Origin of the sequence: Candidatus Galacturonatibacter soehngenii, assembly GCF_008830185.1 — a bacterium.
Lineage (GTDB): Bacteria > Bacillota > Clostridia > Lachnospirales > Lachnospiraceae > Lachnotalea > Lachnotalea soehngenii.
Window position 1 is genome coordinate 54,000 of sequence record NZ_WAGX01000002.1, and the last position, 19,981, is coordinate 73,980.

The following is a 19,981-nucleotide window of genomic DNA, read 5'->3' on the forward strand; positions in this document are numbered from 1 at the left end:
ACAAGATTTCCATAGACCTAAGATTTTCTTTATATGAAATGAAATGTATGATAAAATCAAGTACATATTTTATGAAAAACTAGTAAAAAATAGATTGACATTCACGAAAAACGTGTTATATTAGTTATAGAACAAACGAGCTTTGTGTGTTATAATTATTTTATTGAGGAGGTGGGCTTATGAATATAAGCAAATTCACACAAAAATCAATGCAAGCTGTAAATGCGTGCGAAAAGCTTGCCTATGAGTATGGTAATCAAGAGATAGATCAAGAACATTTGTTATATAGTCTATTGATACAAGAGGATAGCTTAATACTCAAATTAATTGAGAAAATGGAGATAAACAAAGAACATTTTCTTGATAATGTGGAAAATTACATTAAAAAAAGAGTAAAAGTTTCAGGCGGTCAGGTTTATATTGGGCAGAACTTAAATAAAGTGTTAATTCACGCAGAGGACGAAGCAAAGCATATGGGAGACGAATATATTTCTGTTGAGCATTTGTTTCTAGCTTTGATGCAGTATCCAAATCAAGCCACAAAAGAAATTATGAAAGAATATGGAATTACGAGAGAACGTTTTTTACAAGCACTTTCTACTGTTAGGGGAAATCAAAGAGTAACCACAGATAATCCAGAGGCTACTTATGATACGTTAAATAAATACGGGTATGATTTGGTGGAACGTGCAAAAGAGCAAAAGCTTGATCCCGTAATTGGACGTGATAGTGAAATACGAAATGTAATTCGAATTTTATCAAGAAAAACAAAAAATAACCCTGTGTTAATCGGTGAACCTGGAGTAGGAAAGACAGCAGTCGTAGAAGGTTTAGCACAAAGAATTGTTCGGGGTGACGTTCCAGAAGGATTAAAAGACAAAAAGTTGTTTGCCCTTGATATGGGGGCACTCGTTGCAGGCGCTAAATATCGTGGAGAATTTGAAGAAAGATTAAAAGCTGTATTAGAGGAAGTAAAGAAAAGTGAAGGACAAATCATCTTATTTATTGATGAGCTTCATACGATTGTGGGTGCAGGGAAAACAGATGGAGCAATGGATGCAGGTAATATGCTAAAGCCAATGCTCGCAAGAGGTGAACTGCATTGTATTGGAGCTACCACGCTAGATGAGTATCGTATGTATATTGAAAAAGATGCAGCATTAGAAAGAAGATTCCAACCTGTTACAGTGGATGAACCGACCGTAGAAGATACAATTTCTATACTTAGAGGATTAAAAGAAAGATACGAGGTCTTTCATGGTGTAAAGATAGCAGATTCCGCACTGGTATCAGCGGCTATATTATCCCATCGTTATATTTCTGAACGTTTTTTACCAGATAAGGCAATTGATCTTGTAGATGAAGCGTGCGCTCTTATTAAAACAGAGCTTGATTCTATGCCAGCTGAACTTGATGAATTAGCAAGAAGAGTCATGCAGATGGAGATTGAAGAAGCTGCTTTAAAAAAAGAAACGGATCGATTAAGCAAAGATCGACTAGAGGCTCTTCAGAAAGAATTGGCAGAATTAAAAGATGAATTTAATAATATGAAAGCGAAATGGGATAATGAGAAAAATGCCATAGAAAAGCTGCAAAAGTTGCGTGAGGAAATTGAGGAAGTAAATAAGGAAATTCAATTGGCCCAGCGCAATTACGATTTAAACAAAGCAGCAGAGTTACAATATGGCAAACTTCCAAAATTGGAACAACAACTTGCTATTGAAGAAGATAAAGTAAAAAATACAGACCTGTCACTTGTACATGAAAGCGTTACAGAGGAAGAAATAGCAAGAATCATATCAAGATGGACAGGAATACCAGTTACGAAGCTAACAGAGAGTGAAAGAAGTAAAACGCTAAATCTTGATAAAGAGTTGCATAAAAGAGTAATTGGGCAAGAAGAAGGAGTCCTAAAAGTAACAGAGGCAATTATTCGATCCAAAGCAGGAATTAAAGATCCTAGTAAACCAATTGGCTCATTTTTATTCTTAGGTCCTACTGGTGTAGGAAAAACAGAATTAGCAAAATCATTAGCGGCTATTTTGTTTGATGATGAACAAAATATGGTTCGTATTGATATGAGTGAATATATGGAAAAATATTCTGTATCTCGTTTGATTGGGGCACCTCCTGGATATGTAGGTTATGAAGAGGGAGGACAACTTACGGAAGCTGTAAGAAGAAAGCCTTATTCGGTTGTTTTATTTGATGAAATCGAAAAGGCTCATCCAGATGTATTTAATGTATTGCTACAAGTGTTAGATGACGGTAGAATTACTGATTCACAAGGAAGATGTGTTGACTTTAAAAACACGATCTTGATTATGACCTCTAACATTGGTTCAAGCTATTTATTGGAAGGAATTGATGCACAAGGCAATATCATTCCAGCAAATGCTAATATGGTGATGGAGGATTTAAGAACGCATTTTAAGCCAGAATTCTTAAATCGACTGGATGAAATCATCATGTTTAAACCTTTAACTAAGAAAGATATTGGTTCCATTATTAACCTTTTAGTTGCAGATCTTAACAAGCGTCTGGAGGACAAAGAGCTGGAAATTCAGATTACAGAGGAAGCAAAGGCATTCATTGTGGAACATGGATATGATCCAGTCTATGGAGCTAGACCTCTTAAAAGATACTTGCAAAAACATGTGGAAACTCTAGCTGCCAAGCTTATTTTAAGTGATCAGGTTTTAGCTGGTAATACAATCCTTATTGAGGTGAAAAATGACACATTAACGGCAAGAGTACAAGAATAAGAAAGAGGCATGATATGTTACCCAAAGATCCTATGATTTTATTAAGTTATATTAATACACAATTAAGAGATTTTTATCCAAGTCTTGATGAAATGTGTAAAAGCATGGATTTGAATCAAGTAGAGATAGAGAAAGCGTTAAAGTCAATTGATTACGAATATGACAAAGCCCTAAACAAGTTCGTTTAGGGCTTTGTGTGATTAATTGGAGATATTATACATATAATGATTATATAATATCTTATGAAAAGGCTTATAATATGAAGGGTAAGTGTCTCATTCTATTTTGCATTGATTTGTTATTGTTTGTGATATTGATTGCATTAAATGTACATAATTTCGTAGTGGAACAATCGCGAATCCAGACATCCATTGAGTTATCTGATGCAGGTAACGTTAACAACTCAAAAAAAATTGCGCTTACTTTTGATGATGGCCCTCATCCGATTTATACACCACAATTGCTTAAGGGGCTAAAAGAAAGAAATGTAAAAGTTACCTTTTTTGTAATTGGCAAAAATGCGCAACTTTACCCTGATATCATAAAGCAGATTAATGATGAAGGACACTTAATTGGGAATCATACGTATAGTCATGCACAATTAAACAGATTAAGTTCAGAAAAGCGATGTGAAGAGATTAATATGACAAATGAGGTCGTACATAGTATCACTGGTGAATATCCAGAATTTATACGTCCCTCCTTTGGAGAATGGGATAAGAATTTACAGTGCGATTTGATTCCTGTATTTTGGACGGTAGATACACTGGATTGGACGACTGAAAATGTAAATAAAATTGTAAAGAATGGAACAAAAAGGATTAAAGATGGAGATATTATACTAATGCATGATTATTATAAGTCGTCGGTTGAGGCAGCATTAAAAATTATTGACGAATTACAAAGTGAAGGATTTGAATTTGTAACAGTTGATGATATGATACTATAAGAGGGTTTTCATGATAAATTCTACATAGGGGAATGATAAAGGAGAGTACAATGGATTTATTTGACTATATGAGAAGTAATACATTACAAAAAGAATCGCCTTTGGCTGCGAGATTAAGACCGAAAAAGTTAGAGGAGGTAGTTGGGCAACAACACATTATTGGTAAGGATAAACTTCTTTACCGAGCAATAAAAGCGGACAAGCTTAGCTCTATTATATTATATGGTCCTCCAGGTACTGGTAAGACTACAATAGCTAAGGTAATAGCAAATACGACTAGTGCCGAATTTACACAGATTAATGCTACGATAGCTGGGAAAAAAGACATGGAGCAAGTAGTGGAACAAGCAAAAAATAATCTTGGAATGTATGGCAAAAAGACAATTTTATTTGTAGATGAAATTCATAGATTTAATAAAGGGCAACAAGATTATTTGCTACCTTTTGTGGAAGATGGAACTTTAATTTTAATTGGGGCAACTACAGAAAATCCTTATTTTGAAGTAAACTCAGCTTTGATATCTAGATCAATTGTATTTGAATTAAAGCCACTTTCCAAAGAAGATATTATGGAGTTAATTCATAGAGCTGTTTATGACAAAGAAAAGGGAATGGGAGCCTATGACGTTTTAATCGAGGAGGAGGCAAAAGAATTTCTTGCAGATATCGCAAACGGTGATGCAAGAAGTGCATTAAATGCCATAGAGTTAGCAGTTTTGACTACCGAAAAATCTGTAGATGAAAAAATTCATATTACGATAGAAGTAGCACAAGAGTGTATACAAAAAAGAGTAGTTCGTTATGACAAATCAGGGGATAATCATTATGATACGATTTCTGCATTTATTAAGAGTATGAGAGGTTCTGATCCAGATGCAGCAGTATATTATTTAAGTAGAATGCTTTATGCAGGTGAGAGCATTACCTTTATTGCCAGAAGAATTATTATTTGTGCTTCAGAGGATGTAGGAAATGCAGACCCAAATGCCTTGTGTGTTGCAGTTGCAGCAGCACAGGCAGTAGAGCGAATTGGTTTGCCAGAGGCTCGAATTATCTTAGCACAGGCTGTTACTTATATAGCTACAGCGCCGAAAAGCAATGCAGCCATTCTTGCAATTGACAAAGCAACAAATGTTATGGAGGCGACGAAAACGGCATCTATACCAGCTCATCTACAGGATGCACATTATAAAGGCGCAAATAAGTTAGGACACGGATTGGGATATCAATATGCACATGATTTTAAGAACCATTATGTAAAACAACAATACCTTCCAAATGGTTTAGAAAACATGGTGTTTTATGAACCAAGTACGAATGGATATGAAAAACAAATTAGTGAGCATATGAAACGAATAAAAGAAGAGGCTAAATAAAAAGAAGAGAACACTCTTCTTTTTATTATTTCATCAACTTATCCATGAGATAAGAATAGATCTCCTGATTTTCTATTTTCCAGTTATTACAAATGGCATTTGCCTGCTCTTTTGTAGGTACTGTTAACATTAAACTTATTAAATCCGAATTTTTTTCCCTTACTTTACATTCAACAGCATAATCATTGTTCGTCGTCTTATAATAATCAGCAGTTGTGGATACTTCATCTAGTAAGGAATACTGATTTGTAACCAAATACTCATCAATATCGGCTACGATAGAGGGGGAGATTTTGTTACCAAAGTATTCCAAGGTACTTCGTCCTTCCTCTGTTATATGATAGTGTGAGCTATTTCGAAAGGTTTCAACTTTTATTAGGTCGGCATCAATAAGTTCTGAAATAGCTTGTCTAAGTGAAAAATACGTGGTATATTCTTTCCCTAAAATAAAATCAGTAATTTGAGCCTCAGTCAATGGAAAATTGACTTTATCAAGCATATATAAAACAATTAATTTATAAAGTGTTAATGATTCAGACATATATTATACCTCCTGTTATTTCTTGTATCACACGAGCTTTCCTTGCCAGGTATCTTTTTGTTTAAACTGTCGCTGAATATGATTTAATACTAATTTTTTATTCAAGCTCCATTTAGGTTCTATTAATAGTGATTTTGGCCCATCACCAGTTATGCGATGTATCACAATATCATCTGGCATTCGTTCCAGTATTTGAATTACTATATCAGTATATTCTTCTAAAGACAAAATATGAAATTTATTTTCTTCATAATAAGATGCCAAGTCGGTATTCTTTAATATATGAAGAAGCTGAAGCTTAACTCCATTAATTGGTAATTTGCTTATATAAGCACCAGTTTCAAGCATGTCGCTAAACGTTTCATTTGGCAACCCCAAAATAACGTGAGCAATAATAGGAATATGAAGAGCAGATAACTTTTGAACCGCTTCTTCAAAGCAAGCAAGAGTATACCCACGACGAATGAAAAGCTCTGTTTTTTTATGGATGGTTTGTAGCCCTAGTTCTATCCATACAGGTTTTATCTCGTTTAGTTTTGCAATTAATTCTAAAACTTCCAGACTTAGACAGTCAGGTCTTGTTGCAATGGATAAAATTACAACATCAGGATGGTTAATTGCTTCATAAAAAATTGAACGAAGGTAAGAGATTGGTGCATAAGTATTTGTATATGCTTGAAAATAAGCAATGTATTTGCAACTTGTAACCTTATTGGAAATTAACTCTTTTGCAGCTTCAATTTGTTTGGTAATGGATAAATCTTTACTAGAAGCAAAATCTCCCGAACCACCTTCACTACAAAAGATACAACCTCTAAATCCAAGCGTACCATCACGATTTGGACATGTCATTCCTGCGTTTAAAGATAGCTTATAGATTTTTTCCTCATATTTATCTTTTAAATAATAATCAAGAGAATGATAACGTTTATCATTCCAGGTTTTTCTAGTATTCATATTTACTTTATATGATCCTTAACCGCTTTGCTAACAACTTCGGCCACTCTTGCATCAAAGGCCTCTGGCATGATATTGTCTTCGTTTAATTCCTCATCAGAAACAAGTCCAGCTATAGCAAGTGCAGCCGCTAACTTCATTTCTTCTGTAATCTTTGAAGCACGTCCCTCCAGTGCACCTTTAAAGATTCCAGGGAATGCAACCACATTATTTACTTGGTTTGGAAAATCAGAGCGACCAGTTCCGACTACTTTAGCACCAGCTGCTTTTGCAATGTCTGGCATAATTTCTGGAACAGGGTTTGCCATTGCAAAAATAATAGCATCTTGATTCATGGAAGCAACCATTTTGGCTGTTACAATATCTGGTGCAGAAACGCCTACAAAAATGTCTGCATTTATTAATGCATCAGCTAAAGTCCCTTCTTTATTCGTATGATTTGTTACCTCAGCCATATTTTTTTGCATCCAATTCAAATCAGGTGTATTCCTGGAAATCATACCAAAGCGGTCACACATAATAATATCTTTAAAGCCATAGGAAAGTAATAGTTTTGTGATAGCAATACCAGCAGAACCAGCACCATTTACTACAACGTGACAGGTTTCTTTATCCTTTTTGGTAACCTTTAATGCATTGATGATACCAGCAAGTACAACAATGGCAGTCCCGTGTTGATCATCATGAAAAACAGGAATGTCAAGAAGTTCGTTTAATCTTTCTTCTATTTCAAAACAACGTGGTGCAGAAATATCTTCAAGATTGATACCTCCAAAAGCAGGTGCAATATTTACAATTGTCTTTATAATTTCTTCCGTATCTTGCGTATCAAGACAAATAGGAAAAGCATTTACATTGCCAAATTCTTTAAAAAGTACAGCTTTTCCTTCCATAACAGGCATGGCAGCATAAGGACCGATATTACCAAGTCCCAAAACGGCACTTCCGTCGGATATAACTGCAACTGTATTAGATTTTATTGTATATTTATAAGCCGCCTCTTTATCGTTTGCAATCACTTTGCAAGGTTCAGCTACGCCAGGAGTATAGGCAAGACTTAAATCTTCTCTGGATTTGACAGGTGTTTTTGATATTGTTTCAAGCTTACCTTTCCATTCTTCGTGAAGAAGCAAAGCTTTTTCGTTTGTTGTCATAATAGCCTCCATCTTTCGCAAATGCGAATGTAATTCATCATTTAAAAAAGTAAAACTAGAATTGTGTTCTTATTTTAATCTCTTTGAATAATAATACCATTTACTCTAAATCAAATCAAGGTTAGCTTATTTTATTAAAGGATAGATCATCTACTAATTTTAATTTCCATAATAAAACGAAAGAAGGTTATTGACAGGTACTTTGATTGATGTTATAGTCTAAGTAACTTAATAGGTAGCAGCAAGAGCTGCTTTGGTAGAGGTTGCGTTTAACATAAGTATATTGTTTGATATGTCAGGCATAGTTGAGAACAATAGAAAGGGGACAACGCCGAAGTAAAGTATATCCTGAGTATATTTTGCTGGGCATACAATTAAGAATTGTATGACTGTCATCTTATAACTATAAGATGGTGCGCTATCTAAAAGAAAGTACTGAAAAAGAAATCTTTTTGGAGTCTGATGCACCGCGTCGACTCTTTTTTTTCGTACTAGAAGTTATTGAAAAAGGTCGTTATGCAGATGCACAAAATGAGGAATTTATGGATAGACTATATTACCATAACAATTAAGTGAAAATGAGGATTGTTTAAGGAGGATATTTAAAATGGCAATTTTTAAAGGAGCAGGCGTTGCAATTATCACACCTTTCAAAGAAAATCTTGAGGTAAACTTTGAAAAATTAGAAGAGATGATTGATTATCAAATTGATAATGGATCAGATTCTATTATAATTTGCGGAACAACAGGTGAGGCGTCTACACTTACACATGAAGAGCATTTGGAATGCATTAAGGTAGCAGTTGATAGAACGAAGAAAAGAGTTCCAGTAATTGCAGGAACAGGCTCCAATTGTACGGATACTGCGATTTATTTATCAAAGGAAGCACAAAGCTACGGAGCAGATGGTGCATTAATTGTAACACCTTATTATAATAAAGCGACCCAAAAAGGTCTGATAGCACATTACACAGAAATTGCTAAAAATATTGATATGCCAATAATTATGTACAATGTACCAAGTAGAACTGGCTGTAACATTCTTCCTGAAACAGCAGCAACACTTGTAAAAGAAGTTGATAATGTGGTTGCAATAAAAGAGGCAACAGGAAACATTTCACAGGTTATAAAATTAATGCAGCTTACTAATGGTGATATTGAGTTATATTCCGGAAATGACGATCAAATTGTACCATTATTATCAGTAGGTGGACTTGGAGTTATATCGGTACTTTCAAATATTGCACCAAGAGAAACCCATGACATAGTAGCAATGTATCATGCAGGGAATAAGGAAGAAAGCTTAGCGCTTCAATTAAAGGCCATTCCTTTGATTGAACAGCTATTTTGTGAAGTAAATCCAATTCCTGTAAAAAAAGCAATGAATTTAATGGGATTTGAAGTTGGACCACTTAGAATGCCATTAACAGAGATGGAAGAGGCACATGCAAAAAATCTTGCACAAGCAATGAAAGATTTTGGAATTTCAATCGCTTAGATAGCAAGAATCAAAAGATAGAAAATAATGAGAGGTAAAGAATGATAAAAATTATAATGCACGGTTGTAACGGACATATGGGTCAGGTTATTTCAGAAATTGTAAAAAATGATGAATCAAGTACAATAGTTGCAGGAATTGATTTAAATACAGAGAGAAAGAATGATTATCCAGTATTTCAATCATTTTCAGAGTGTGATATAGATGCAGATGTAATCATTGATTTTGCATCGGCAAAAGCGACGGATTCCCTTCTTGACTTTTGCTTGCAAAAGAGTATTCCTGTAGTGCTTTGTACAACTGGTTTATCTAATCAGCAAATAGAAAGAATTGAAAAAGAAAGCAAAAAAGTAGCCATTCTTAAATCCGCAAATATGTCACTTGGTATTAATACGTTGTTAAAACTTTTACAGGATGCGGCAAAAGTATTTGTGCCTGCTGGATACGATGTTGAAATTATAGAAAAACATCATAATCAAAAAATTGATGCACCAAGTGGAACCGCACTTGCATTAGCAGATTCTATTAACGAGGTATTTGACAATGAATACGTTTACAAATACGATAGAACACTTGAACGAGAAAAACGTGACAAAAAAGAGATTGGAATGAGTGTTGTAAGAGGCGGAACCATTGTTGGAGAACATGAAGTGATTTTTGCTGGAACGGATGAAGTAATCGAAATAAAGCACACGGCGTATTCCAAAGCTGTCTTTGGAAAAGGAGCTGTTGAAGCCGCTAAATTTTTAGCAGGGAAAGCTCCTGGCCTTTATAATATGAGTGATGTAATTAAATAGAGAAATCAAGGGGCTGTTACAAAACGAAATGGTTTTGCAACAGCCCCTTGTGGCTCCTAAATTTACTTTTTCAGAACAGGAATCCAGATTTCACTTTTATAATCGGACTTATTCATATCCAAACCTTCGTTCCAAAGAAGCTCAGGTCCTTCAATTAGCTCGTATCCAGAAGATGGAAACCATTCACCATATATTCTAGACCAAGTTTCTTGTACCGCATCTGGGAATTTTCCTATTACTTTAAAAACCGCCCATGTGGATGCTTCAACTGGTAAAATATCAAAAGAACTGTTTATTTCTTGGGTAGTTGCAACACCAATATATTGATCAAGTTCAGAGTTTTCAACAGTGCGTTCTGAAAAATTAGCAGAAACGCTTATTATTCCACTTGGTTGTGTATCGGATAGACTTTTTAATGTAGTGATTACATCTGGAGTAAGGTGTTTTGTCAATTCCTCCATATGTGGATTTACACCTTTAAACTGTAACGAAATTCTTTTTTTAAAACCTATAATATAGAAGGCTTCTTTTTCTACGATTCGATAATTCATTTCTATTCCTCCTCTAAGAGTTAACTGAAAAGTCAATGGTGGTAAAATTTTTAGTTCAACATTCTTATTTTTTGCCTGAGATGGGGTAACGCCATGCATAGATTGAAATGCTTTACTAAAAGCTTCTGGTGTTTCATAGCCAAATTGTAAAGCCAAATCAATTACCTTTATCTTTTCCGTTTGCAAGAGTATGCCTGCTTGTGATAATCGGCGACGACGAATATACTCACCAAGAGGCATTCCAGCGAGAAACGAAAACATGCGGCGAAAATGATATTTGGAACAACCAGAAAGAATGGAAATTTGAGTCAAATCAATATCATGCATCAGATTTTTCTCAATGTAGGACATTGCTTCATTAAAATGTGCTAATGGATTCATTTGTAACCTCCTTTCCTATAAATGATAATCTTATTTAAGAAGTATTTCCTGTTCATTTTGTTGCAACGATTCACGGATAAATTTACAATAACATTTATTAGAAAGAGCTACAATATTAATAATAAAAATAGAATTTCATATTTACAAGCATACTAAGTGTGTTATAATAGAATAAAGAACAAAAAATATGTTTTAAAACAGAAAAAATAATATATAAAGGAGAATAAGAATGAAGAAGGAACTAGTAAAGAAGTTTGAAGAGATTTTCGGGGATAAAGGCGAAATTAAGTCATATTTTGCTCCAGGAAGAGTAAACTTAATTGGAGAACATACAGATTATAATGGGGGGCATGTTTTTCCCTGCGCTTTGACCATTGGAACCTATGCAATTGCAAGAAAAAGAGCGGACAATAAGCTTCGTTTTTATTCTATGAATTTCGAAGAGTTAGGTGTATTGGAATCTAATCTTAATGACCTTGTATTTCGTAAAGAAGCAGATTGGACGAATTATCCAAAAGGTGTAATATGGGCATTTATTGAGAAAGGATATCCAGTACAAAATGGTTTTGATCTTCTTTTATATGGAAATATTCCAAATGGATCTGGTTTATCTTCCTCTGCATCAGTTGAAGTGGTAACTGGATTTATGTTAAAAGATATGCTTGGTTTTACACTTTCCATGGTAGACATTTCATTAATTGGTCAATATTCCGAAAACCATTTTAATGGAGTTAACTGTGGTATCATGGATCAGTTTTCGAGTGCTATGGGGAAAAAAGATCATGCTATTTTCTTAGATACCAGTAATCTATCTTATGAATATGCTCCAATTAAATTAGAAAACAGTAAAATTGTGATTGCGTCTAGTAATAAAAAGCGTGGACTAGGAGATTCCAAATACAACGAAAGAAGAAGCGAATGCGAGACGGCATTGTCAGAGATTCAAAAAGTAAAGGATATTAAAACATTAGGAGATTTAACAAAAGAGGAGTTTGAAGAACTTCAGACAGCAATTAAAGACCCAATTCGTAGAAAAAGAGCAAAACATGCAGTTTATGAAAATCAAAGAACGATAAAAGCGGTAGAGGCTTTAAAAGCGAATAATTTAGAATTGTTTGGAAAATTAATGAATGAATCACATATTTCCTTGCGAGATGACTATGAAGTCACAGGAATGGAACTTGATACTTTAGTAGAAGCAGCCTGGGAAGAAGAGGGTGTAATAGGTTCTAGAATGACAGGTGCAGGTTTTGGTGGATGTAGTGTTAGTATTGTAAAAAATGATAAGGTAGAAGATTTTATTTTGCATGTGGGCAAAAAATACAAGGAAAAAATCGGATATGAAGCAGATTTTTATGTAGTTGACATTGGAGATGGAGCAAGAGAAATATAGAGTAAAAAGGAGAGATATATGAATATATTAGTACTTGGTGGAGCAGGATATATCGGAAGTCACACGGTATATGAATTAATTGATAAAGGACATGAAGTTGTAATTATTGATAATCTAGAGACAGGGCACAAAGAGGCAGTTCATAAGAAGGCCAGATTTTATGAGGGAGACATCAGAGACAGAGCTTTTGTTGACTATGTGCTAGATAATGAAAAAGTTGATGCGGTAATTCACTTTGCGGCAAATTCATTAGTAGGAGAGAGCATGGTAGATCCGCTTAAATACTATGATAATAACCTGTGTGGTACGAAGGTGTTATTAGAATCCATGATTGCACATGATGTGAAAAAGATTGTTTTTTCTTCAACCGCAGCTACTTATGGCGAGCCAGAACGTATTCCTATTTTAGAAGAGGATAAGACAGAGCCAACGAATACGTATGGAGAAACAAAACTTTCAATGGAAAAAATGTTCAAATGGACAGACAGGGCACATGGATTAAAGTATGTTTCTCTACGCTATTTTAATGCTTGCGGAGCACACAAAAGCGGAATGATTGGCGAGGCACATAAACAAGAAACGCATTTAATTCCTCTTATTTTACAAGTACCTTTAAAGCAAAGAGAGGCCATTACTATTTTTGGAGAAGATTATGATACGAAGGATGGAACTTGTATTAGAGATTATATTCACGTTACCGATTTGGCTCAGGCACACATTCTGGCAGTGGAATATCTAATGAAGGGAAATGACAGTAATATATTTAACCTTGGAAATGGAATAGGTTTTACAGTAAAAGAAGTAATTGATACAGCAAGAAAGGTAACAAAGGAAGAAATCAAAGCGGTTGTATCGAAAAGACGAGCAGGAGACCCAGCAAAACTCATTGCGTCAAGTGATAAGGCAAAAACAATTCTTGGATGGAAACCAGAACATGCAGACTTAGAAGAAATTATAGCCGACGCTTGGAGATGGCATAAAGCCCATCCACAAGGCTTTCAAAGTATTTAAGGAGATATGACATGATTAACAATGCAATCAAAGAGCTTATTACGTATGGATTAGAAGCAGGTCTAATTGAAAAAGAAGATGAAATCTATGCGACCAATCAAATCTTAGAACTTCTTAAACTAGATGAATATATGGAGCCAAAAGAAAATAAAAAGCGTTCATTGGAAGATATACTGGAAGAGATTTGTGATTATGCGCTCCAGCAAAAAATAATTCATGACGATTCAATCGTAACACGAGATTTATTTGATACGAAGATTATGAATACATTGGTACCAAGACCAAGTGAAGTAATTAAGACCTTTCAGGCACTATTTGAAAAATCACCAAGAAAAGCAACCGATTACTTTTATAAATTAAGTCAAGACAGCAATTACATTAGACGATATCGTGTTAACAAGGATATGAAGTGGATAACAAAAACAAAATATGGAGATTTGGATATTACCATTAACCTTTCAAAGCCAGAAAAAGATCCAAAAGCGATTGCAGCAGAAAAGTTAGCAAAGCAAAGTGGTTATCCAAAATGCTTGTTGTGCAAAGAAAATGAAGGTTATGCAGGTAGAATCAATCATCCAGCCAGACAAAATCATAGAATTATTCCAATTGAAATAAATGAGAGTAGGTGGGGATTACAATATTCACCCTATGTATATTATAATGAGCATTGCATTGTTTTTAATGGCGAGCATGTTCCAATGAAGGTAGACAAGGCAACGTTTCGAAAATTATTTGATTTTATTAAGTTGTTTCCACATTATTTTATTGGTTCCAATGCAGATTTGCCGATTGTAGGAGGATCTATTTTAAGCCATGATCATTTTCAAGGCGGTAATTATGAATTTGCTATGGCAAAAGCACCAATTGAAAAATATTATAAAGTAAAAGGCTTTGAGGATGTGGAAGTGGGAATTGTACATTGGCCACTTTCTGTACTTCGTATTCGATGTGAGGATGCAAATCGTTTGATAGACCTAGGAGATCATATCTTAAAGAAATGGCGTGAGTATACAGACGAAGCAGCATTTATTTTTGCATATACAGAAAACGAACCACATAACACAATAACTCCAATTGCAAGAAAATCTGGTGACAAATTTGAACTAGATTTAACCCTTCGAAATAATATTACAACAAAAGAATGCCCACTTGGAGTCTATCATCCTCACAATGAACTACATCATATTAAAAAAGAAAACATTGGATTAATAGAAGTCATGGGACTGGCCGTTTTGCCTGCTAGATTAAAAGAGGAAATGCAAGAGTTAGCACAATACATTCTGACAGGAAAGAATATACTAGAAAATGATAATATAAGAAAGCATGCTAAATGGGTAGAGGAGTTCTTGCCTAAGTATGGTGTAATCAATGAGGAAAATATTATGGATATCTTAAAAGAAGAGATTGGCATTGTATTTTCAAAAGTATTAGAAGATGCAGGAGTTTATAAATGCAATGAAGAAGGAAGAGATGCATTTGAACGTTTCATAAACTCCTTATAAAATAGTAAGATGACATAGATATCCTTTTGTTTAGTAGTTTGCTAAGAACAAAAGGATATCTTTAATATTATCTGTATTTCTCATAAAATTAATGTTATAATAGCGTCATGGGTTTTTAAAAGAATTTTTAAAAGTTTAAACGGAGGATAAAATGAAGAAATTTTTGTTCATAATAGTAATGGTAATCGTGACGCTAGCTGGCTGTGGTAGAACCAGTGAAGAGCCCTCCTTTACAAAACAGGGAATGGATGCAATAGATAATAAAAGTTATGATGAAGCGTTGGCTTATTTTGAAACAGCTGCAAATAAAAAGGAAGATGCACAGCTAGTATTTCGAGGAAAAGGGATTGCTTATATTGGAAAAGGTGATTATGAACCAGCGATTGAGAATTTAAAACTTGCTTTAAAAAAAGCATCAGGAAAAGTAACGGATTTGGAGATTGATACATCGTTTTATCTTGCATTAGCACAATACAAAAATAGTGATCGTGCAGGAGCTATTTCTACCTATACGAATATACTTAATTTCAATGATAAAGATGCAAGGGCATATTATTTAAGAGGATGCGTTTATCTTGCAGATGGAGAACTAGAAAAGTCGTTAGCCGATTTTGATAATGCAATAAATACAAATGTAAATGATTATGAGATGTATATCAATATTTTTAACAACCTAAACAATAAAGGCTATGTAGACCAAGGAAAAGGATATTTAACCAAAGCATTAGGAATTAAGGACAGCAAAGATGATGGACTAAATAAGGGTATGATATATTATTATTTAGGAGATACTGAAAATGCGATGAAGTTTTTAAATCAATCAAAGGATTCTGGTAATCAAAAGGCTTTGTTGTATCTAGGAAAAGTATATCAACTACAAAAGGACAACGATAGTGCAGTGGCTTTATATGAAGAGTACATTGCAAAAGCTCAAAATACACAAGGGCTTGGAGCAGTCTATAACACAATAGGAATGTGTAATATGGAAAGTGGCAACTATCAAGAAGCCTTAACTAATTTTAGTGCAGGGATTGCATTAAATGAAGGCGAATCGATTCAAGAATTATTATTCAATGAAATCGTAGCATATGAATATCTAAGTGATTTTACAACAGCTTCGCAAAAGATACAAGAATATATAAGCTTGTATCCAAACGATAGCTTAGCACAAAGAGAATATGAGTTTTTAAAAACAAGATAGTAATAAAGTGAGGTATCGTGCGTGGCTGAATTAATCGAGCTTAATGAAATACAAGAAAATGTAATATTAATCGGTGTGAGTATCAATGATGAAGATGACACAAGACAGTCGTTAGAGGAACTTGCAGATTTGGTAAAGACGGCAGGAGCAAATGCAATTGCTACCATGATTCAAAATAGAGAATCCATTCATCCAGGTACCTATATTGGTAAAGGAAAAATGGAAGAGACAAAAGAATTGATTGAAGAGCTTCAAGCTACGGGTGTTGTATGTGATGATGAATTATCACCCGCACAGCTTCGTAATCTAGAAGAGACACTTGGTACAAAAGTTATGGACCGTACTATGGTAATTCTTGATATATTTGCAAAAAGAGCCACAACACGTGAAGGAAAAATACAAGTCGAACTTGCGCAACTAAAATACAGTTTAGCCAGATTGGTCGGACTTAGAAGTTCTTTATCAAGACTTGGAGGCGGTATTGGAACAAGAGGTCCAGGAGAGAAAAAGCTTGAGATGGATCGAAGACTTGCTAAGGATCGTATCTCACAGTTAAAAAGAGAGCTTGAAGAAGTAGAACGTCACAGAGAAGTGGCAAGAAGCCAAAGAAGTAAGAATAAAACACCAGTGGCGGCTATTGTAGGTTATACCAATGCAGGGAAGTCAACCCTTTTAAATACTTTAACAGGAGCAGGTGTACTGGAAGAGGACAAGCTTTTTGCTACACTAGATCCAACTACAAGAATGCTTGTATTACCAAGCAAACAGCAGGTTTTAATTACAGATACAGTAGGGTTTATTAGAAAGCTGCCACATCATTTGATTGAGGCATTTAAAAGTACTTTATTAGAAGCTAAATATGCAGATATTATTATTCATGTAGTGGATGCGTCAAATCCTCAAATTGAGAAACAAATGCATATTGTATATGAGACGCTTGATAGCCTTGAGATTAAGGATAAACCAGTTATTACACTTTTTAATAAACAAGATAAGTTGGAAGAAAAAATCAATTTGAGAGATTTTCGTGCAGATCAGATTCTAAATGTATCTGCAAAAAGCGGTGAAGGTCTGCTATCACTGCAAAATGAATTAGAAGAAATTTTAAGAAAGCAAAATATTTTAATTGAACGATTATTTCCATATGATGAAGCTGGAAAAATTCAGATGATTCGAAAATATGGAGAACTTTTAGAAGAAGAATACAAAAATGATGGTATTTATGTAAAAGCTTATATACCGATGAGATATTATGAAACAGTCATAAACTAAGTGGTTATGGAATGTCAAGTAGAAAATACAAAAGCACTACATATTGTGTATTATTAACAAAAAGCACAATATGTAGTGCTTTCTGTTGACGAAGGATTTTTTATTTGCTACAATTTTTGGTAACGAAATCATTTGTATTTTTGAAATCAAGGAGGAGATTGTAATGTTTCATGTGGTAAAACGGGATGGTGAAATCGCTGAATTTAATTTAAAAAAAATAACTGAGGCAATTTCAAAAGCATTTAATGCAACACAAAAGCAATACGATAACGATATTATTGATTTATTGGCATTGAGGGTAACAGCTGATTTTCAAAAGAAGATGTCTAAGACACAGGTTCATGTGGAAGACATTCAAGACAGTGTTGAGACAATACTAGAGCAAGCTGGTTATACAGATGTTGCGAAAGCATACATATTATACCGAAAACAAAGAGAAAAGATCCGTAATATGAAATCCACAATCTTAGATTACAAGGATATAGTAAATAGTTATGTTAAGGTAGAAGATTGGCGAGTAAAAGAAAATTCTACGGTTACTTATTCTGTGGGAGGACTGATTCTAAGTAATTCAGGAGCAGTAACGGCTAATTATTGGTTGTCTGAAATATATGATGAAGAAATTGCTAATGCACATAGAAATGCAGATATTCATTTACATGATTTATCAATGTTAACAGGATATTGTGCAGGATGGTCTTTAAAGCAATTGATTAAAGAAGGGCTTGGAGGCATAACAGGAAAGATTACTTCCGCACCCGCAAGTCATCTTTCAACACTTTGTAACCAGATGGTTAATTTCCTTGGAATTATGCAAAATGAATGGGCAGGGGCACAGGCTTTTTCCTCCTTTGATACCTATCTTGCACCATTTGTAAAAGTAGATAATTTAAGCTATTATGATGTAAAACAAGCCATTCAGTCCTTTATTTATGGGGTGAATACTCCAAGTCGCTGGGGAACACAAGCACCTTTTTCTAATATTACTTTGGATTGGACCGTACCAGATGATTTGGCGGAGCTAAATGCAATTGTAGGTGGAAAAGAAGTAGATTTTAAATACAAAGACTGTAAAAAAGAAATGGATATGATTAACAAAGCCTTTATTGAGACCATGATTGAAGGCGATGCAAATGGAAGAGGATTCCAATATCCAATTCCGACTTATTCTATCACAAAAGATTTTGACTGGTCAGAAACAGAGAATAATAAATTACTGTTTGAAATGACAGCAAAATATGGAACTCCTTATTTTTCAAATTATATCAATAGTGATATGGAGCCAAGTGATGTAAGAAGTATGTGCTGCCGCTTGAGATTGGATTTGAGAGAGCTTCGCAAAAAGACAGGCGGATTCTTTGGCTCAGGAGAAAGTACAGGTTCAATTGGTGTAGTTACAATTAATATGCCAAGAATTGCATATTTATCAAAGAGTAAAGAAGAGTTTTATCAAAGGCTAGACCGCATGATGGATCTTTCTGCACGTTCGTTGAAAATTAAAAGAGATGTTGTTACTAAGTTGTTTTATGAAGGTCTATACCCATATACAAAACGTTATTTATCCAGTTTTGATAATCATTTTTCTACAATTGGACTAATAGGTATGAATGAAGTAGGCCTTAATGCAAGTTGGCTTCGCAAGGATTTAACCAACAAAGAGACACAAGAGTTTACAAAAGATGTCTTAAATCATATGAGAGAGCGTCTTTCTGATTACCAAGAACAATATGGTGATTTGTATAATTTAGAAGCTACACCAGCGGAGTCAACAACCTATCGCCTTGCAAAACATGATAAAAAGCATTTCCCAAATATTATCACGGCTGGTCATGAGGGTGATACGCCATACTACACCAATAGTTCTCATTTACCAGTCGATTATACAGCAGACATTTTTGAAGCATTGGATATACAAGATGAGTTACAAACTTTATATACGTCTGGAACCGTATTTCATTCCTTCTTAGGGGAAAAATTACCAGATTGGAAAGCCGCTGCCAAATTAGTCAAGACAATTGCAGAAAATTATAAGCTTCCATATTATACGATATCACCTACATATTCTGTATGTAAGGATCACGGATATATCAGCGGGGAACATTATAAATGTCCTACTTGTGGAAATACAGCAGAAGTCTATAGTCGAATTACTGGATACTATCGACCTGTACAAAACTGGAATGAAGGCAAAGCGCAAGAATATGTGAATCGTACTACTTATGAGGTGGATCATTCTTATCATGGTAATGTATTAAAAGAAACAGCTTGCAGCAGTGATGAAAATGTAACTTCTAATAAAAGTTTTGTTACCATTTCAAGTGATGAAGTTACCATTACACCAGCTAATCAGGGAACCAAATATTTATTCACAACAAAGACCTGTCCAAATTGTAAAATAGCAAAAGAATATTTGACAAATGAAGACTATCAGCTAATTGATGCAGAAGAAAATATTACTATGGCTCAAAAATTTGGTGTGATGCAGGCACCTACCTTAATTGTAATTGAAAACGAAGATGTTTCAAAATATGTAAACGCTTCTAATATTAAAAAATATGTAGAGAGTAAGCATAAAGAATAATAATTCTATATTAATACAAATCCCCTTTGGTTAGATGATTCATCTAACAAAG

17 protein-coding genes and 1 riboswitch are annotated in these 19,981 nt (G+C 34.4%); of the genes, 13 read left to right on the plus strand and 4 right to left on the minus strand.

The window, feature by feature from the left end:
- Positions 1-179: 179 nt before the first annotated feature.
- The 4 genes from clpB to F7O84_RS00475 all read left to right on the plus strand — a co-directional run bounded on the left by clpB (position 180) and on the right by F7O84_RS00475 (position 5,090).
- Positions 180-2,765 (plus strand): ATP-dependent chaperone ClpB, encoded by a 2,586-nt coding sequence (gene clpB, locus F7O84_RS00460; RefSeq protein ID WP_151140604.1) that lies wholly within the window; start codon positions 180-182, stop codon positions 2,763-2,765.
- Between the two features lie 14 nt (positions 2,766-2,779).
- The gene (locus tag F7O84_RS00465; RefSeq protein ID WP_151140607.1) at positions 2,780-2,953 is read left to right on the plus strand and encodes a DUF4250 domain-containing protein; all 174 of its coding nucleotides are present in this window, start codon (positions 2,780-2,782) and stop codon (positions 2,951-2,953) included.
- Positions 2,954-3,024: 71 nt separating this feature from the next.
- A complete protein-coding gene (locus tag F7O84_RS00470; RefSeq protein ID WP_151140609.1) occupies positions 3,025-3,714 on the plus strand; it encodes a polysaccharide deacetylase family protein in 690 nt (229 codons plus the stop codon).
- Positions 3,715-3,764: 50 nt separating this feature from the next.
- Positions 3,765-5,090 (plus strand): replication-associated recombination protein A, encoded by a 1,326-nt coding sequence (locus tag F7O84_RS00475; protein ID WP_151140612.1) that lies wholly within the window; start codon positions 3,765-3,767, stop codon positions 5,088-5,090.
- A 25-nt stretch (positions 5,091-5,115) separates the two neighbouring features.
- On the opposite strand, the gene F7O84_RS00480 is transcribed toward F7O84_RS00475, so the two are convergent.
- From F7O84_RS00480 to F7O84_RS00490, 3 genes are read right to left on the minus strand one after another with little or no spacing between them, the layout of a single operon-like run.
- The gene (locus F7O84_RS00480) at positions 5,116-5,631 is read right to left on the minus strand and encodes a DUF4364 family protein (protein WP_151140614.1); all 516 of its coding nucleotides are present in this window, start codon (positions 5,629-5,631) and stop codon (positions 5,116-5,118) included.
- Between the two features lie 27 nt (positions 5,632-5,658).
- Positions 5,659-6,588, minus strand: coding sequence for a tRNA modification radical SAM protein MnmL/YtqA (gene mnmL, locus F7O84_RS00485; protein ID WP_151140617.1), 930 nt, complete (start codon positions 6,586-6,588; stop codon positions 5,659-5,661).
- A gap of 2 nt (positions 6,589-6,590) precedes the next feature.
- Positions 6,591-7,742 carry an NAD(P)-dependent malic enzyme gene (locus tag F7O84_RS00490; protein ID WP_151140620.1) on the minus strand — a complete coding sequence of 384 codons (1,152 nt, stop codon included), beginning with the start codon at positions 7,740-7,742 and terminating at the stop codon, positions 6,591-6,593.
- A gap of 249 nt (positions 7,743-7,991) precedes the next feature.
- A riboswitch (Lysine riboswitch) is annotated at positions 7,992-8,171 on the plus strand.
- On the opposite strand from F7O84_RS00490, the gene F7O84_RS18890 reads away from it, so the two are divergent.
- From F7O84_RS18890 to dapB, 3 genes are all read left to right on the plus strand, one after another.
- A complete protein-coding gene (locus F7O84_RS18890; RefSeq protein WP_192451607.1) occupies positions 8,153-8,314 on the plus strand; it encodes a hypothetical protein in 162 nt (53 codons plus the stop codon). It overlaps the preceding riboswitch by 19 nt.
- 35 nt (positions 8,315-8,349) lie before the next feature.
- Entirely contained in the window at positions 8,350-9,240 is an 891-nt protein-coding gene (gene dapA / locus F7O84_RS00495) for a 4-hydroxy-tetrahydrodipicolinate synthase (protein ID WP_151140623.1), read from the plus strand.
- Between the two features lie 41 nt (positions 9,241-9,281).
- The gene (gene dapB, locus F7O84_RS00500) at positions 9,282-10,037 is read left to right on the plus strand and encodes a 4-hydroxy-tetrahydrodipicolinate reductase (protein ID WP_151140626.1); all 756 of its coding nucleotides are present in this window, start codon (positions 9,282-9,284) and stop codon (positions 10,035-10,037) included.
- Between the two features lie 62 nt (positions 10,038-10,099).
- Here the strand turns inward: dapB and F7O84_RS00505 are convergent, their stop codons facing one another.
- The gene (locus F7O84_RS00505; protein WP_151140629.1) at positions 10,100-10,969 is read right to left on the minus strand and encodes an AraC family transcriptional regulator; all 870 of its coding nucleotides are present in this window, start codon (positions 10,967-10,969) and stop codon (positions 10,100-10,102) included.
- Between the two features lie 229 nt (positions 10,970-11,198).
- Here F7O84_RS00505 and F7O84_RS00510 point away from each other — a divergent pair, with 229 nt between their 5' ends.
- The 6 genes from F7O84_RS00510 (at position 11,199) to F7O84_RS00535 (ending at position 19,929) form a co-directional block, all read left to right on the plus strand.
- Complete coding sequence (locus F7O84_RS00510) at positions 11,199-12,362, plus strand: galactokinase (protein ID WP_151140631.1); 1,164 nt, start codon at positions 11,199-11,201, stop codon at positions 12,360-12,362.
- A gap of 18 nt (positions 12,363-12,380) precedes the next feature.
- Positions 12,381-13,373 (plus strand): UDP-glucose 4-epimerase GalE, encoded by a 993-nt coding sequence (gene galE, locus F7O84_RS00515; protein ID WP_151140634.1) that lies wholly within the window; start codon positions 12,381-12,383, stop codon positions 13,371-13,373.
- Positions 13,374-13,384: 11 nt separating this feature from the next.
- Complete coding sequence (gene galT, locus F7O84_RS00520) at positions 13,385-14,875, plus strand: UDP-glucose--hexose-1-phosphate uridylyltransferase (RefSeq protein ID WP_151140637.1); 1,491 nt, start codon at positions 13,385-13,387, stop codon at positions 14,873-14,875.
- Between the two features lie 151 nt (positions 14,876-15,026).
- A complete protein-coding gene (locus F7O84_RS00525) occupies positions 15,027-16,076 on the plus strand; it encodes a tetratricopeptide repeat protein (protein WP_151140639.1) in 1,050 nt (349 codons plus the stop codon).
- Between the two features lie 21 nt (positions 16,077-16,097).
- Entirely contained in the window at positions 16,098-17,348 is a 1,251-nt protein-coding gene (gene hflX, locus F7O84_RS00530; protein ID WP_151140642.1) for a GTPase HflX, read from the plus strand.
- A 163-nt stretch (positions 17,349-17,511) separates the two neighbouring features.
- A complete protein-coding gene (locus tag F7O84_RS00535; RefSeq protein WP_151140644.1) occupies positions 17,512-19,929 on the plus strand; it encodes a ribonucleoside triphosphate reductase in 2,418 nt (805 codons plus the stop codon).
- Positions 19,930-19,981: the final 52 nt, after the last annotated feature.

Coding starts and splice junctions, on each gene's coding strand:
- F7O84_RS18890 (WP_192451607.1), top strand. CDS start 8,153: ATGGTGCGCTATCTAAAAGAAAGTACTGAAAAAGAAATCTTTTTGGAG.
- dapB (WP_151140626.1), top strand. CDS start 9,282: ATGATAAAAATTATAATGCACGGTTGTAACGGACATATGGGTCAGGTT.
- dapA (WP_151140623.1), top strand. CDS start 8,350: ATGGCAATTTTTAAAGGAGCAGGCGTTGCAATTATCACACCTTTCAAA.
- galE (WP_151140634.1), top strand. CDS start 12,381: ATGAATATATTAGTACTTGGTGGAGCAGGATATATCGGAAGTCACACG.
- F7O84_RS00465 (WP_151140607.1), top strand. CDS start 2,780: ATGTTACCCAAAGATCCTATGATTTTATTAAGTTATATTAATACACAA.
- clpB (WP_151140604.1), top strand. CDS start 180: ATGAATATAAGCAAATTCACACAAAAATCAATGCAAGCTGTAAATGCG.
- F7O84_RS00470 (WP_151140609.1), top strand. CDS start 3,025: ATGAAGGGTAAGTGTCTCATTCTATTTTGCATTGATTTGTTATTGTTT.
- galT (WP_151140637.1), top strand. CDS start 13,385: ATGATTAACAATGCAATCAAAGAGCTTATTACGTATGGATTAGAAGCA.
- F7O84_RS00525 (WP_151140639.1), top strand. CDS start 15,027: ATGAAGAAATTTTTGTTCATAATAGTAATGGTAATCGTGACGCTAGCT.
- mnmL (WP_151140617.1), bottom strand. CDS start 6,588: ATGAATACTAGAAAAACCTGGAATGATAAACGTTATCATTCTCTTGAT.
- F7O84_RS00475 (WP_151140612.1), top strand. CDS start 3,765: ATGGATTTATTTGACTATATGAGAAGTAATACATTACAAAAAGAATCG.
- F7O84_RS00480 (WP_151140614.1), bottom strand. CDS start 5,631: ATGTCTGAATCATTAACACTTTATAAATTAATTGTTTTATATATGCTT.
- F7O84_RS00535 (WP_151140644.1), top strand. CDS start 17,512: ATGTTTCATGTGGTAAAACGGGATGGTGAAATCGCTGAATTTAATTTA.
- F7O84_RS00510 (WP_151140631.1), top strand. CDS start 11,199: ATGAAGAAGGAACTAGTAAAGAAGTTTGAAGAGATTTTCGGGGATAAA.
- F7O84_RS00490 (WP_151140620.1), bottom strand. CDS start 7,742: ATGACAACAAACGAAAAAGCTTTGCTTCTTCACGAAGAATGGAAAGGT.
- F7O84_RS00505 (WP_151140629.1), bottom strand. CDS start 10,969: ATGAATCCATTAGCACATTTTAATGAAGCAATGTCCTACATTGAGAAA.